This is a genomic window from Gordonia polyisoprenivorans (genome assembly GCF_017654315.1).
Lineage (GTDB): Bacteria > Actinomycetota > Actinomycetes > Mycobacteriales > Mycobacteriaceae > Gordonia > Gordonia polyisoprenivorans_A.
In genome coordinates, this window is sequence record NZ_CP072203.1 from 2,823,717 (window position 1) to 2,838,192 (window position 14,476).

A 14,476-nucleotide genomic window follows, 5' to 3' on the forward strand; every position below is an offset into this window, starting at 1 on the left:
GTACCGCTTCTGCGGTCGTCAGGCGCGATTCCTCAGGTCCACGCCGCTGAGCCAGGTACGGAAGGGAGAGGTTGCGTTGATGTCGTAGTCGCCGATGCTGACCAGCCGGAGTGGGGAGGGGTTGTGGCTGGCAAGAGTACGTGCGTTGCGCCAGTGACGATCCCACGATCTATCGGCGTCGACTGCGGATGCGCCACCCACATCGAATGACCGGGCAGCAGCGGACAAGACGGAATTCATGACCACAACTTGAGCGCGGTACACCTCGACCTCTACTTCGTCGAACAGAGCCTCATCGGCACCACCGGTCGTGATGGCTACATCGAGGTCATCGAGGCGGGCCGCGAGACTGCGGGTGATCGTCGCGGCCAGGTAGCGTGCCGCGCTGAGCTCGCCCACCACTGACTGAACCACCGGGTCGAGAGCGGGCACGACACCTGCGCCCTGCGCGAAGTATCGCTTTCGCGATCTCACGTAGTCGACGGTCTCGGTGTGCACGGCCTGTGCGATACCGGCCAGAGCGGCGATATGCCAGAACTGTGCCAGCGAGGTGCCGTAGCTTCCCGGCTGTACACCTGGCGGCAGCTGGGGCGCTCCAGCGGTGCTCGCATCGTGAAAACGCGTGGTACCGCTCGCCGTCAGCCGCTGTCCGAAGCCGTTCCAGTCGTCGAGGAGTTCAACGCCGTCGGCATCACGAGCCACCACAGCCTGGGCGACGCCGTCGGGCCCTTCCCCGGCGGTGATGATCCAGTCTGCGTACCACGACCCGGTGCTGTAGAACTTCTCACCGGAGATGATGGACGCACCCGAGGGATCGGGTGAGATCGTTGTGGAGAAGTGGGTGCGGTTCTCTGCGGACTGCTCGGTGTAGGCACCGCCGAGGATCTCACCGTTGCCGATGCGTCGTAGCCATTCATCGCGCTCGGGGCTGACCGGAGCTTGGCGCAAGGCGTCGGTGTAAAGAAAGTGGGCACGCAGGATCTGAACGAAGTTGGAGTCCGCCGCCGCCAGCTGGATCAACAGCTCGGCAAGCTCACTCAATCGGATTTCACTGCCGCCGAACTCCCGCGGAATGCGCAGTGCGGTAAAGCCCGACTGGGCCAGGCGGGCAACGAGTTCGGTGGGAAGCGTGCGTGCGCGTTCCCGATCGATCGCTGTGGCACCGATCTCTGCGAACAACGGAGCAAAACGTGCGGACAACGAGCCGTGTGGTGAGGTGGAGGTCTCGATGAGGCCGGTCATATCAGTGCGCACCAACGGAGTCCGAGAGGCCGATGGTGCGCGCCCGATGACGGGCGTCGATGGCATCGCCGTTACGGAAGAGCTTGTTGCGCAAGGTGCCTGGGTGGTACTCGCGTTGCGCCAGGCCGCGATCCTGCAAGACCGGAAGCACGTTGTCGACCCACTCTCCCCACCATCCAAGAGTGGTGATGGGTACCACGTTGAAGCCATCGACCCCTGCATCCACCCACGAAGACACGTGATCGGCGATCTGCTCCGGTGTTCCGGCGAAGCGGCCCGGGAGCAGGCCCTGATCGAGCAGATAGTCCCGCCAGGAGACCGTGGACGGATCGACCTGTGAATCGGCCGCCGCCCGGAACACCGAACGTACGTGGTCGCCCAGTTGTGCGCGCTTGGCGAGTTCGGCCAGCGGTGTCTCGGGGTCGACCGAGGTCAGATCGATCCCGCTCCCGCCACTCCAGAAGGCTTGCAGGGCTTCGAAGTCGATGTTGTCACGGAAGTACTGCTGGTTGCGCTTGGCCTCTTCCTCGGTGGAGCCGACGATGGTGGACAGTGTCACGATCTTCTTCAACGACTGCGGATCGCGCCCCTGTGCTCGTGTCTCGGCATCGAGGATGTCGATGTCGGCACGCGCGGTCAGCGGTGTCTGCGAGGGCAAGAAGGTGACCTCGGCATTTCTGGCCGCAAATTGCCTTCCGGCAGTGGAGTTTCCGGCCTGGAAGAGTACTGGTGTGCGCTGTGGCGACGGCTCCACGATATGGGGACCCTGCACCTGGTAACGCGGCCCGACGTGGTCGATCGTGCGGATCTTGTCGGGATCGAAGAATCGATTGGTGCTCGGGTCGTGGACTACCGCGCCATCCTGCCAGGAATGCTCCCAGAGCTTGTAGGTCACGTCGGCATATTCTTGAGCCCACACGTAGCGGTCATCGTGGCCGACGATGGCATCGTAACCGTAGTTGCGGAATCCGTTGGACAGGTACGAGGTGACGATGTTCCACCCGACGCGACCGTCGGTGAAGTGGTCCAGGGAAGAGAGCTGGCGCGCGAAACTGAAAGGGTGACTCTGAATGATGTTGCTGGTGACCGCGATTCCCAGATGCTCGGTCGCGTATCCCAACGCCGAGACGATCGTCACCGGGTCTGGTTCGGGAAACTGGGAGCCGGCACGGATGGTGGTGTTGCTCTCGCCGAAGTCGAGGTCGTAGACGCCGACCACGTCGGCGATGAACAGGGTGTCGAAGAGACCGCGCTCCAAGGTGGTGACCACATCGATATAGGGGTCGAGCTTGGTGTACCCGTACTGGACCTGTCCTTGCGGAGTCCGCCAGAAGCCGTGGCTGTGATGATTTGGGGTCAGATGCAGAAAGCCGTTGTAGATCGGCGGACGAGGCATGGGGCGACCTTTGCGTTCTCGGGAATGAAGTGTGCGGCGTCGGCGAGTGCTCGCTGTGAAGCGTCTGACCCAGAGTCGGGCGACCCGCGCGCAGTCAGTATCCGGACTGAAAGTGATACTTACAACTGTTTCGATCAGTGGGAGAAATATGAACCATCACTTGATTCAAGGAGTGGTTCACCGAGGCGAGTCAGAAGTGGAACAGGATGGCGTGGGCGTCCCCGACGTTGCGAATCGAGGCGCCGTGAGCGTTGGTCAGCGAGACGACGTCGGCGGCGCGAGCGAGCATCCGCGAGGATGCTCGCTCGACACAGACCAACCCGGAGCCGATGAGAATGGTGAGAGTGCCCGCCGGTCCGGTCGATGGACTCAGCGTTTCGTGCGGCGACAGTCGGTGCGACCGGAGCGCGCCACGCGCCAGTGGTGATGCAACGGCGGTCGCCGGCGCATTCTCGGCTGGGATCCCGTCTCGTTGCTCGACGATGATGGGGGTCGCGGCATCGCCGCGCGCCAGAGTGTCCAGAGGTAAACCCAACTGCTCGGCGATGTCTATGGCGGTGTCCAACGAGATGCCGAGTCGTCCGCGCTCCATCTGTGAGATCGCGCTGGGTGTGATGCCGACTCGACGGGCTAGCTCGGACTGGCTCCAGCCGCGGTCGGTGCGCGCCGCGCGCACCCCTCGCCCCAGCGCCGATGCGCCCGGGCCGGGGCGTCGAGAACCATTCAGATCGTGAGAGTCTCCCAGCGCAACACGGTTGCGACTGACAGCGCGGCCATCGGCGCGCACGACGCTCACTGCGCCGTCGGCCACATCGAGTTCCACCTGCATGGCCCACGCCCACTCGTTGCGAGCCGGGGTGTCGGGCGCCGCCAGCCAATGGCAGACCGACCGTTGGGCAGAGAAGATCGATTGCGCCACACTCACGATCGTGCGCGTCTGCGATGTCGTGGCGCTGCTCAAGTCGATCAAGAAGGTGGAGACGTCGGGTGGTTGCGATTGAAGTGATTGCAGTTGTTGCGCGTCGACGGCGATGGCTGTCGGGCCTGCAGCTGCCAGGATCGTTGCAATGAGTGTCGCTGGGTCGTCATCGACGGACCAGGCGATATTCTCGCCTCCCACAAGCGGTCCCAGCAGTGAATCCACTTGCGGGACGCCGGTTGTGAGCCTCGGAGTCGGCACCGGACCGATGCCCAGACCGACCGAAGTTGCCATCACCCGCCCCCTGCCGAAGTATGCGTTACGCCACTGACGACGAGACTAACCCACGTCCTGCGACGTGCCGGCCCGACGCGACTATCGTCGAGGGAATGAGCGACCAACCCTCTGCCGACCAGTCCGGTGCCCACGGGCTGGGCTCCATGCCCCTGAATGGGATAGCCGAGGACGCCAGAGCAGAGCTGTCCGACCGGATGACCGACGTTGCCCAGGTAGCGCGCTTCAGCGGTCCGTGGACTATCTCGACGCGCTGGCGAGGAGGGTTTCGGGTTGATGCCGTGGCGCGGGGGCACACCATCCAGTTCGACGAGCCTGCGGATTTGACTGCTCGTGATTCGGCGCCCACTCCGCATGAGTACCTGTTGTCTGCGGTGGCCGCCTGTATCACCGACGGGATGGTGTTGCACGCGACCTTGGCCGGGATTCGGCTGGATGATCTCAGGGTCACCGTCCGTGCCAGGTTTGACAACATTCTGCGATGGGCGGGGCTTGCGGACCAGGGCAACCCGGGGTTCCACAGTCTCGAAATCGTTGCCGAGGTGGTCGCGGACTCGAGCGACGAGGTGCTGAACACGTTGTGGAACAAGGCGGTTTCGGGATCGCCGGTGGCGCAGACCGTCACTCGTCCGACATCGCTCGTCACGCAGCTGAAGATCGCCCAGCAGTCCTGAGAGTGCGGCTGCGCCGTTTCGGTCGACCGTGTTTCGCGCTCCTTCTCGACGCTCACAGCCAGTGATTGCGCCGCAACGCCCCCCACAGCGCGCCGCAGACCACCACCAGGAACAGACAGACCAGACCGAAACCCTGCGCATCGTGCATACCCGGCAGGATGTCGAAGTTCATGCCGTAGAGACCCGCGACCATCGTCGGGATGGCGCCGATAGCCACCCACGCGGAGATCTTGCGCATGTCACTGTTCTGCTGGATGCCGACCTTCGCCGCGGCGGCGTCGAGAAGCGACGACAAGACCTCGTCGTACTCCACGACGCGGTCGACGACTGTGGTGAGGTGATCGGCGACGTCGCGCAGATAGCGTCGGATCTCCTTGGGCACCAAGGGATTGTTGGAGGTCAGCCGCGACAGCGGATTGGTCAGCGGGGTCACCGCGCGGCGAAGTTCGAGCACTTCGCGTTTGAGCAGATACACCGGTTCGATGTCGAGCCAGCGCTTCTTGTTGCCGAACACCGAACTCTCGATGGCGAGGAGATCGGTCTCCATCCTCTCGCTGACCGCGAGATAGCTGTCGACGACGAGGTCGGCGATGGCGTGCATGACCGCGGTCGGACCCAGGGCGAGGCGTTCGGGACGGGACTCCATGCGTCGGCGCAATCCCGACAGGTGGGTGTGATCGCCGTGGCGCACCGTGATCACGAAGTCGGGGCCGGTGAAGATCATGATCTCGCCGGTCTCGACGACCTCACTGGCCTGTTCGATCGATTCGTGTTCGACGTACTTCACCGTGCGCAGTACCAAGAACTGGGTGTTGTCGTAGATCTCGAGTTTGGGGCGTTGGTGGGCGTGCACCGCGTCCTCGACGACGAGCTCGTGCAGTCCGAAGACCTCCGCCACACCGGTCATCTGCTCGTCGTCGGGTGAATGCAGACCGAGCCAGACGAATCCCTCACCCGTACTGCGCACCTGTTCGAGGGCCTCGGAGTAGCCGATCCGTCCGGGCTGCCGATGCCCGTCGACGTAGACCGCGCAATCGACGATCGCGCGGGCGATGGGCACCGGGATCCTCGGTAGCGGCCGTCGCTCGCGGCGGCCGGTGGTGAATCCGAGGCCGGGGCGAAGATGGGGCATCGATGGCACGCCTGGGATGCTACGCGCCGCCCGTAAGATCAGCGCGTGTCCTTCGACGTCACGGTCTACACGACGACCCTGATCACCCTGCTGGTCATCATGGATCCGCCGGGGCAGATCCCCCTGTTCCTGTCGCTGGTCGGTCACCGGACACCGGAGTACCGGCGCCGCGCCGCCTGGCAGGCCCCGTTGGTGAGTTTGCTGGTGATCAGTGTCTTCGCCATCGGCGGCAAGGCGATCCTGAACTACCTGCACATCGGTATCCCCGCCCTGCAGGGCGCCGGCGGACTGCTCCTGCTGCTGGTGGCGCTCCAGTTGCTGACCGGGCTGGGCAGCGCCGGGTCGCCGCAGGCCTCCGAGGACGTCAACGTCGCGCTGGTGCCGCTGGGCACACCGCTGCTCGCCGGACCGGGTGCGATCGCTGCGGTCATCGTCGGGGTCAGCGGGGTCTCCGGTGACGCGGGCGGCTACCTCGCGATCGCGGCCGCCATCGTCAGCGTGCACATCGTCGTCGCGATCGTGTTGCGATACTCGACGGTGCTGATCCGCATCCTCGGTGTCGGCGGCATCACCCTGTTGGCCAAGATCGCCGGTCTGTTGCTGGCGGCCATCGCCGTGCAGCTCATCGCCGACTCGGTGGCCGGGTTCATCGCCGCCGGCGGGTGAGCGGCACGCTACGGTGAGTGCCGTGCGACATCGAGTGCGCCGCGGCGCGGCCCCGGCGATCCTGGCAGCCGTCCTGGTGCTGGTCGCCGCGCTCGCCGGATGCGGCAGCGGCGGAGACGATGCGGGCCCGGACGAGAGCAGGCCATTGGTGATGGGTGCCTCCGGGACCCCGGAGTCGCTCGTGATGGCACAGATCTATGCGGGCGCGTTGCGCACTGCGGGTGCGCACGTCTCGGTCGAGCCGAGGATCGGCGGCGACACTGCACAACTCGACGCGATGCAGCGCGGTGAGGTCGATCTCTTCCCGGCATTCACCGGTCAATTGCTGGCCGAACTCGCGCCGTCGCTGGCGCAGGCGGCGGACTCGCCCGTCTCCCCGGCGCCGTCCACGCAGCCCGCCGCCGAGGGCGCCGCCGCCGGTGACCCCAACTCCGACGCTCTCTACGTCGACCTGAATCATTCTCTGCCGCAGGGGGTCTCGGTCGGCGATGCGACGCCGGTGAGTGCCACCCCGCAATTGTTCGTCGCGACGTCGTTGGCCGCAACGGCCGGGGTGAGCGACCTGTCGGGGTGCGGGCGGCTGCCCGCTGACCTCCCGGTGGTCACCACCGGTGAGCCCGATCCGGCGACCCTGCGTGCCTTTGCCGACGCCGGATGCCGGGCGGGTCCGGTGCAACGGGTCGCCAACGTGCACACCGTGCTAGAGCGGACGGCCACGGGCACCGCGCTCGGATTGCTCACGCCACTGCAGATCGGAGGCGATTCGGCCTCCGGGCCAGCCGGCCGCGTCGAGGCGTTACCCGCCCCGGCCGGCTCGTCGGGCCGGGGCGCCGGACCGCAACCCGAGACACTCGTGCCCGTGTATCGGACCGCGGCGCTGACCCGCGATCAGGTGAAGGCCGTCAATCGGGTGGCCGGCGAGATCACCACCGCCGACCTCGCCACACTCGCCGGCAAGGTCCGCGCCGGCGCGCACCCGGCGGATCTGGCGGCCGATTGGCTCAACGAGCACCAGATCTGACGAGCACCGGATCTGAGGGTGTCTACTTGGCCCGGGTCAGTGCCAGTGCGGTGCCCTTGGCCATGACCCACTGGTACTTCGAGGCGACCACTCGTACCCACAGGTCGAGGAACTTGGCGTCGGCGCCGACCAGGATGCGCGTCTTGTTCTTGCGCACGCCGTTGATGATGACGTCGGCGGCGTCCTCGGAGGTCATGCGGGCGAGGTAACGATCGAAGAAGTTGGCTGTCGCGGTGGCGTCGTGATCGCCGGAGACGGTCGCGTTGCGGGCGATCGCGGTCTTGATGCCGCCCGGGTGCACACACGACACCTTGACCGGGTGCTTGGCGACGATCATCTCCTGGTTCAGCGCCTCGGTGAATCCCCGGACGGCGAACTTCGCGGCGTTGTACGCGGCCTGACCGGGCTCGGAGAGGAGGCCGAACAGCGATGAGGTGTTGACGATGTGGCCGTCACCGGAGGCGATGATGTGCGGCAGGAAAGCCTTGGTGCCGTTGACCACTCCCCAGAAGTCGACGTCGACGACGCGCTCGATGTCCTTGAACTCGGTGCGTTCGATCTCGCCGTGGTGGGCGATCCCGGCGTTGTTGAAGATGACGTTGACCCGGCCGTAGTGGGCGACGACGGTCTCGGCGTAGTCGAGGACCGCCTCGCGCTCGGCGACGTTGAGGATCTGCGAGTGCACCTCGCCGCCGGCCTCGGTGATCAGTCGCTCGGTGACCGCGAGCCCGTCCGGATTCACATCGGAGATGGCCAGTTTCGCGCCGAGACGGGAGAGCTTGACCGCGAGGTCGCGGCCCATACCCGAGCCCGCGCCGGTGACGACGACGACCTTGTCGCGAAAGTCCTTCATGAATGCCTTCTTTCGTGTGGTGGGAGTTGTTCAGGCGCCGACGCCGGCGGTGGGAGCGGAGGTGGGTTGCGCGGGCACGGCGCTCGCAGCGCGATCGATGTCGTAGGCGGCGACGTCGAATTTCCTTGTCTCGCGCCGGAAGTCGAAGGTGAATCCCGGCCACAGTGTGGTGATGTTGCCGTGCACGTCCTTGTACCAGGAGGCGCATCCGCCGTTGACCCAGACGCTGTTGCGGAGCTTGTGGGCGATGCCGGCGTTGTAGCGGCGCTGTGCGGCCTCGGTCACCTCCACGCGCGTCGCCTCGCGGGCGCGCACGGTGGCGATGTAGTCGACCAGGTAGTTCAGCTGGGACTCGATCATGTACACCATCGAGGTGTGGCCCAGACCGGTCGACGGACCGATCATCAGCATCATGTTCGGGAAACCGTGGACGAATGAGCCCTTGTAACCTTGCATTCCGATCTCGTCCCAAACGTTCGCCAGGCTGCGGCCGCCGACGCCGACGATGTGGGAGAACACGGGGGAGTCGGTGACGTGAAAGCCGGTGGCCACCACCAGGATGTCGATGTCATGGGCCGTCCCGTCGGCGGTGACGATGCCGGTCTCGGTGACCCGCGAGATCGGATCGGTGACCAGATCGACGTTCGCGCGGTCGAGCGCGGGATACCAGGTGTTGGATCGCAGGATGCGCTTGCAGCCGATCTGGAAGTCGGGGGTGACGGCCTTGCGCAGTTGCGGGTCGCGGATGCCGCGGAAGATGTTGGCGCGGGCCAGCATCTCGACCGGCTTGAGTGCCTTCGGCGAATACGTCATGCCGAAGGCGATGAACTCGTTGAAGGTGTAGATCCCGGCCCGTGAGGCGATCTGGACAGCGGGGATGTGCTTGAACGCCCAGTGCTCGACCGGGGTGTAGGGCCGCTCGGTGCGGGGAACGATCCACGGTGCGGTGCGCTGGTAGACGTCGAGATGTCCGGCGACCTTGGCCAGTTCGGGAACGATCTGGATTGCCGAAGCACCGGTGCCGATCACCGCGACGCGCTTGCCGCCGAAGTCCACCGAGTCGTCCCAGCGCGCCGAGTGCATGATGGTGCCGCCGAACGAGTCGATGCCGTCGATGTCGGGGAGGTTCGGCTCGCACAGCGGGCCGACCGCACCGATGAGATGACGTGCGCGATAAGTGTTCTCATCGCCATCGGTGACCGTCGAGACGATCCAGTGGGCGGTGGCCTCGTCCCAGCGGGCCTCGGTGACCTCGGTGCCGAACCGTGCCTTCGCGCGCACTCCGTGCTCGTCGGCGACGGCGTTGATGTAGCGGTGGATCTCCGGCTGATGGGAGTAGGAGCGCGACCACTCGGGATTCGGTGCGAACGAATACGAGTACAGGTTCGACGCGACGTCGCAGGCGGCGCCGGGGTAGGTGTTGTCGCGCCAGGTCCCGCCGAAGTCGCTGCCGCGGTCGAGGATGACGTAATCGTCGATGCCGCGCTGCGCGAGCTTGATGGCCGCGCCGAGGCCGGAGAACCCGGCCCCGACGATGGCGATCTCTACATCATGCGTTGTCATGGTGTCTGAGCTTAGTGCGCTATTGAATGAAAGTCAATAACTATTGAACAAGAATCAATAAGCTACGATGTACCCCGTGAGCACCTCGAAGACCCGCGCCTCGAGCCGTCGGACCCGGATGAGTCCGGAGGCGCGACGCGACCAGTTGATCGCCCTCGGTCTCGAGATGGTCGGCAACCGACCGCTCGAGCAGGTGTCCATCGACGCCATCGCCGAGGTGGCCGGGGTGTCGCGCGCCCTGTTGTTCCACTACTTCGAATCCAAACAGGACTTTCACGTCGCGATCGCACGCGCCCAGGCGCAGGAGATGCTCGACTGCACCGAACCCGACGACTCGCTCGGGGACCCGCTGCGGGTCCTCGGTGCGTCGATGTCGGCGTACGTCGACTACGTGACCGAGAACCGCAGTGCGTACATGGCCCTGATCCGCGGATCGGCCAGCGCAGACCCCGCGATGCGGGAGGTCTTCGACCATACCCGCTCGGTGATGGCCGGGCGGGTTCTCGAGCACGCGCCCGCCCTGGGGATCGAACCGACCCCGGTGGTCCAGATGACCGTGCACGGCTGGATCGCTTTCGTCGAACAGACCACGATCTCGTGGCTGACCGACCCGGTGATCACCCGCGAGGAGCTGTTGTCGGTGATCAGCTCGGCCTTGCCGGCCCTGGCCACGGTTGTCGGCGCGGCGGTACCCACGGGGTGAGGTGCGGCCCGTGGGCGCCCAGCACCACCGTATGAAACGAGCCGCGGTCTCCCACAAGGGATTCCGCGGCTCGCTCACGTTGATGGATCAGCTCAGGCGAAAGCCCCGTCGATGATCTCGGCCTGTTCGACGGCGTGAACCTTGCTCGATCCCGACGACGGCGCCGACATCGGACGCCGCGACAGCCGGCGCAGACCCTTGAGCAGGTCCGGCAGCAACTCGGGCAACCACAGACCCAGGAACGGCCACGGTCCCTGGTTGGCCGGCTCCTCCTGCACCCAGGCGAAGTCCTCGGCGTTCGGGTAGCGCTCAAGGGTGTCGCGCAGCCGGCGATGCGGCACCGGGTAGAGCTGCTCGACGCGCACGATCGCGATGTCGTCGCGCTCGTCCTTCTCGCGGCGTGCGGCGAGCTCGTAATAGAGCTTGCCGCTGACCAGCAGCACGCGCTTGACCTTGTCGCGATCGGCGTCGGAGCCCTTCGCGGCGAAGTGTGGATCGTCGATCACCGAGCGGAACTTGTCCTCGGTGAAATCCTCGACCGGCGACACCGCGGCCTTGTTGCGCAGCATCGACTTCGGGGTGAACACGATCAGCGGGCGGCTGATGCCGTCGAGGACGTGCCGACGCAGCAGGTGGAAGTAGCTTGCCGGCGTCGACGGCAGCGCCACGGTCATCGATCCCTCGGCGCACAGCTGTAGGAAGCGCTCGATACGACCCGAGGTGTGGTCGGGGCCCTGACCCTCGTGACCGTGGGGGAGCAGCAGCACCACATCGGAGCGTTGGCCCCACTTGGCCTCGCCGGAGCTGATGAACTCGTCGATGATCGACTGCGCGCCGTTGACGAAGTCGCCGAACTGCGCCTCCCACAGGACCAATGCGTCCGGGTTGCCCACCGAGTAGCCGTACTCGAAGCCCACGACCGCGAACTCGGACAACGGTGAGTCGTAGACCATGAAACGGCCGAGCGAGTCTCCGTCGCGCGGCGTCAGATGGTTCAGCGGGGTGTACTCCGAGCCGTTCTCCCGGTCGATCAGCACCGAGTGGCGCTGGGTGAAGGTGCCGCGACGCGAGTCCTGGCCGGACAGGCGCACGGTACGGCCCTCGATGACCAGCGAGCCGAAGGCGAGCAACTCCGCGAACGCCCAGTCGATGCCGCCCTCGGTGGACATCTCGTGACGACGCTTGAGCACCGGCTTGACGCGCGGATGCGGATCGAAGCCCTCGGGCACGTTGAAGAACGCATCACCGATCTCGGCGAGCACCGACTTGTCGACGGCGGTCACCAGTTTCTGCGGCAGCGGCTGATCGTCCTCGACCGACTCCGAAGGTTCGGGACGGAACTTCTCGAGTTCCTTGACCTCGTTGAACACCCGCTCCAGCTGGCCCTGGTAGTCGCGCAGGGCGTCCTCGGCCTCCTTGGTGGAGATGTCACCACGACCGATGAGGGCCTCGGTGTAGGACTTGCGGACGCCGCGCTTGGTATCGATCACGTCGTACATGGCCGGCTGGGTCATCGACGGGTCGTCGCCCTCGTTGTGGCCGCGACGACGGAAGCAGACGAGGTCGATCACCACGTCCTTGTGGTAGGTCTCGCGGTAGTCCACGGCCAGCTTGGCGGCCCACACGCAGGCCTCCGGGTCGTCGCCGTTGACGTGGAAGATCGGTGCACCGATCATCTTCGCGACGTCGGTGCAGTACTCCGAGGACCGTGAGTGCTCGGGCGCGGTGGTGAAGCCCACCTGATTGTTGACCACGATGTGCACGGTGCCGCCGGTGCGGTAGCCGGGCAGCATCGCCAGGTTCAGTGTCTCGGGCACGACGCCCTGCCCGGCGAATGCGGCGTCGCCGTGCAGCATCAGCGGCAGGATCGAGAACTGCTGGTCCTCGTCGAGCAGATCCTGCTTGGCGCGGACGAGACCCTCGAGTACCGGGTCGACCGCCTCGAGATGACTCGGGTTGGCCGTCAGCGAGACGTTGATCTCGTTGTCTCCGAACATCTGGTAGTACTTGCCCTCGGCGCCGAGGTGGTACTTCACATCGCCGGAGCCATGGGCCTGCGACGGATTGAGATTGCCCTCGAACTCGGTGAAGATCTTCGAGTAGGGCTTGCCGACGATGTTGGCCAGCACATTGAGGCGACCGCGGTGCGGCATGCCGATGACGACCTCGCCGAGGCCGTGCTCGGCGCTCTGGTCGATCACCGCGTCCATCATGGGGATCACCGACTCCGCGCCCTCGAGCGAGAAGCGCTTCTGTCCGACGTACTTGGTCTGCAGGAACGTCTCGAATGCCTCGGCGGCATTGAGCTTGGACAGGATGTACTTCTGCTCGGCCACCGGGGGCTTGACGTGTTTGATCTCGACCCGCTCCTGCAACCAGCGCTGCTGATCGGGTTCGAGGATGTGGGTGTATTCGACACCGACGTGGCGGCAGTAGGCGTCGCGCAGGATCGAGAGCACATCGCGCAACTTCATCTTCTGCTGCCCGTGGAAGCCGCCGACGTTGAACGTGCGGTCGAGGTCCCACAGCGTCAGACCGTAGGTGAGGATGTCGAGGTCGGGATGACTGGTGCGCGCATCGCTGTCCATCATCAACGGGTCGATGTCGGCCATCAGATGGCCGCGGTTGCGATATGCCGCGATCAGCTCGAGCACACGGGTGTTCTTGTCGACCGCACCCGCCGGGATGTCCCGACGCCACCGGATCGGCTCGTAGGGGATGTGGAAGGCGGTGAAGATCTCGTCGTAGAACGCGTCGTCGAGGAGTAGTTCGTGGATGCGGCGCAGGAAATCGCCGGACTCCGCACCCTGGATGATGCGGTGATCGTAGGTGGAGGTCAGCGTCATCAGCTTGCCGACGCCGAGTTCGGCGATCTGTTCGTCACTGGCGCCCTGGAACTCCGCGGGGTACTCCATCGCGCCGGCGCCGATGATCGCGCCTTGGCCCTTCATCAGCCGCGGCACCGAGTGCACGGTACCGATGGTGCCGGGGTTGGTGAGCGAAACCGTCACGCCCGCAAAGTCTTCCGCACCCAGCTTGCCGTCACGGGCACGCCGGACGATGTCTTGGTAACCGGTGTAGAACTCGGCGAAACCCATCGTCTCGCACTTCTTGATGGCGGCGACCACCAGAGTGCGGTTGCCGTCCTTACCGACGAGGTCGATGGCCAGGCCGAGGTTGGTGTGGGCGGGGGTGACGACGTTCGGCTTGCCGTCGACCTCGGCGAAATGCCGATTCATGTTCGGGAACGACTTGATCGCCTGCACGATCGCGTAGCCGAGGATGTGGGTGAAGCTGATCTTGCCGCCGCGGGTGCGGGCGAGGTGGTTGTTGATGACGATGCGGTTGTCGATCATCATCTTGGCCGGAACGGCGCGAACACTGGTGGCCGTGGGGATCTGCAGCGACGCCGCCATGTTCTTGGCGATGGCGGCGGCCGGTCCGCGCAACACCTTGGTCTCGTCCTCGGTGGCCGCGGGCGCCGACGCCGCAGGCTTGGCCACCGGCTCCTTGGCGGGCCGATCCTTCTGAGACTGCGAGGATCCGTCGCGGCTGGCGACGCTGCGCCCGGAGGCGGCCTTGGTGGCCGACGCCTCACGCGCGGGGGTCTTGCGGGTGGTCGTACGCGGCTCGGGGCCCTGATCGAGGGTTACGCCCTGCTTGCGCTGCGGGGCGGGCTGGGAGTCGGTCGACGTGGCCTTGGCGGGGCTGGGCTTGGCCGCGCTGGAAGTGGTGGGGCCGGAGGTGCTCGGGGTGGACGCCGAGCCGTTGGTGGATGCGGAGCCGTTCGCGGATGCGGCGCGGGCACCCGACCCGTTTGACGACCCGCTCGCACCGGTGTCGCCACCGTTCGGTGTGTAGTTCTTCAGAAGGTCGTGCCAACTCGGGTCCACCGAGTTCGGATCCTTCTGATACTGCTGGTACATTTCCTCGACCAGCCATTCGTTCTGTCCGAAGTCGGTTTCGGATGTCGAACTGCTCACAGCGGTTTCTCGCCTCAATTCCCTGAAGGT

At 65.6% G+C, this 14,476-nt stretch carries 11 protein-coding genes; 4 read left to right on the plus strand and 7 right to left on the minus strand.

The features are described from left to right. Positions 1 to 18: 18 nt before the first annotated feature. From J6U32_RS12755 to J6U32_RS12765, 3 genes are all read right to left on the minus strand, one after another. Complete coding sequence (locus J6U32_RS12755) at positions 19 to 1,242, minus strand: acyl-CoA dehydrogenase family protein (protein WP_208795759.1); 1,224 nt, start codon at positions 1,240 to 1,242, stop codon at positions 19 to 21. Between the two features lies 1 nt (position 1,243). Continuing rightward, positions 1,244 to 2,638 carry an NtaA/DmoA family FMN-dependent monooxygenase gene (locus J6U32_RS12760; protein ID WP_208795760.1) on the minus strand — a complete coding sequence of 465 codons (1,395 nt, stop codon included), beginning with the start codon at positions 2,636 to 2,638 and terminating at the stop codon, positions 1,244 to 1,246. 190 nt (positions 2,639 to 2,828) lie between these two features. Beyond that, positions 2,829 to 3,557 (minus strand): helix-turn-helix domain-containing protein, encoded by a 729-nt coding sequence (locus J6U32_RS12765; RefSeq protein WP_208795761.1) that lies wholly within the window; start codon positions 3,555 to 3,557, stop codon positions 2,829 to 2,831. A gap of 389 nt (positions 3,558 to 3,946) precedes the next feature. On the opposite strand from J6U32_RS12765, the gene J6U32_RS12770 reads away from it, so the two are divergent. Then, positions 3,947 to 4,525 (plus strand): OsmC family protein, encoded by a 579-nt coding sequence (locus J6U32_RS12770; protein WP_208795762.1) that lies wholly within the window; start codon positions 3,947 to 3,949, stop codon positions 4,523 to 4,525. 52 nt (positions 4,526 to 4,577) lie between these two features. Here the strand turns inward: J6U32_RS12770 and J6U32_RS12775 are convergent, their stop codons facing one another. Then, the gene (locus J6U32_RS12775) at positions 4,578 to 5,657 is read right to left on the minus strand and encodes a magnesium and cobalt transport protein CorA (protein ID WP_208796094.1); all 1,080 of its coding nucleotides are present in this window, start codon (positions 5,655 to 5,657) and stop codon (positions 4,578 to 4,580) included. Between the two features lie 45 nt (positions 5,658 to 5,702). Between J6U32_RS12775 and J6U32_RS12780 the strand changes: the two genes are divergently transcribed. Together J6U32_RS12780 and J6U32_RS12785 are read left to right on the plus strand one after the other, a co-directional pair. After that, positions 5,703 to 6,323 carry a MarC family protein gene (locus tag J6U32_RS12780; protein WP_079929320.1) on the plus strand — a complete coding sequence of 207 codons (621 nt, stop codon included), beginning with the start codon at positions 5,703 to 5,705 and terminating at the stop codon, positions 6,321 to 6,323. Positions 6,324 to 6,357: 34 nt separating this feature from the next. After that, a complete protein-coding gene (locus tag J6U32_RS12785; RefSeq protein WP_208796095.1) occupies positions 6,358 to 7,344 on the plus strand; it encodes a glycine betaine ABC transporter substrate-binding protein in 987 nt (328 codons plus the stop codon). Positions 7,345 to 7,366: 22 nt separating this feature from the next. On the opposite strand, the gene J6U32_RS12790 is transcribed toward J6U32_RS12785, so the two are convergent. Further along, positions 7,367 to 8,197 carry an SDR family NAD(P)-dependent oxidoreductase gene (locus J6U32_RS12790; RefSeq protein ID WP_079929322.1) on the minus strand — a complete coding sequence of 277 codons (831 nt, stop codon included), beginning with the start codon at positions 8,195 to 8,197 and terminating at the stop codon, positions 7,367 to 7,369. Positions 8,198 to 8,227: 30 nt separating this feature from the next. Then, on the minus strand, positions 8,228 to 9,760 hold the full coding sequence (locus J6U32_RS12795; protein ID WP_208795763.1) for a flavin-containing monooxygenase: 1,533 nt from the start codon (positions 9,758 to 9,760) through the stop codon (positions 8,228 to 8,230). Between the two features lie 67 nt (positions 9,761 to 9,827). Between J6U32_RS12795 and J6U32_RS12800 the strand changes: the two genes are divergently transcribed. Beyond that, entirely contained in the window at positions 9,828 to 10,463 is a 636-nt protein-coding gene (locus tag J6U32_RS12800; protein ID WP_208795764.1) for a TetR/AcrR family transcriptional regulator, read from the plus strand. 92 nt (positions 10,464 to 10,555) lie between these two features. Here the strand turns inward: J6U32_RS12800 and J6U32_RS12805 are convergent, their stop codons facing one another. Then, positions 10,556 to 14,389 (minus strand): multifunctional oxoglutarate decarboxylase/oxoglutarate dehydrogenase thiamine pyrophosphate-binding subunit/dihydrolipoyllysine-residue succinyltransferase subunit, encoded by a 3,834-nt coding sequence (locus tag J6U32_RS12805; RefSeq protein WP_244332942.1) that lies wholly within the window; start codon positions 14,387 to 14,389, stop codon positions 10,556 to 10,558. Positions 14,390 to 14,476: the final 87 nt, after the last annotated feature.

Excerpts from the sequence above, each read along its gene's own strand:
- J6U32_RS12755 (WP_208795759.1), bottom strand. The coding sequence starts at position 1,242 with ATGACCGGCCTCATCGAGACCTCCACCTCACCACACGGCTCGTTGTCC.
- J6U32_RS12760 (WP_208795760.1), bottom strand. The coding sequence starts at position 2,638 with ATGCCTCGTCCGCCGATCTACAACGGCTTTCTGCATCTGACCCCAAAT.
- J6U32_RS12770 (WP_208795762.1), top strand. The coding sequence starts at position 3,947 with ATGAGCGACCAACCCTCTGCCGACCAGTCCGGTGCCCACGGGCTGGGC.
- J6U32_RS12775 (WP_208796094.1), bottom strand. The coding sequence starts at position 5,657 with ATGCCCCATCTTCGCCCCGGCCTCGGATTCACCACCGGCCGCCGCGAG.
- J6U32_RS12790 (WP_079929322.1), bottom strand. The coding sequence starts at position 8,197 with ATGAAGGACTTTCGCGACAAGGTCGTCGTCGTCACCGGCGCGGGCTCG.
- J6U32_RS12795 (WP_208795763.1), bottom strand. The coding sequence starts at position 9,760 with ATGACAACGCATGATGTAGAGATCGCCATCGTCGGGGCCGGGTTCTCC.
- J6U32_RS12800 (WP_208795764.1), top strand. The coding sequence starts at position 9,828 with ATGTACCCCGTGAGCACCTCGAAGACCCGCGCCTCGAGCCGTCGGACC.
- J6U32_RS12805 (WP_244332942.1), bottom strand. The coding sequence starts at position 14,389 with ATGTACCAGCAGTATCAGAAGGATCCGAACTCGGTGGACCCGAGTTGG.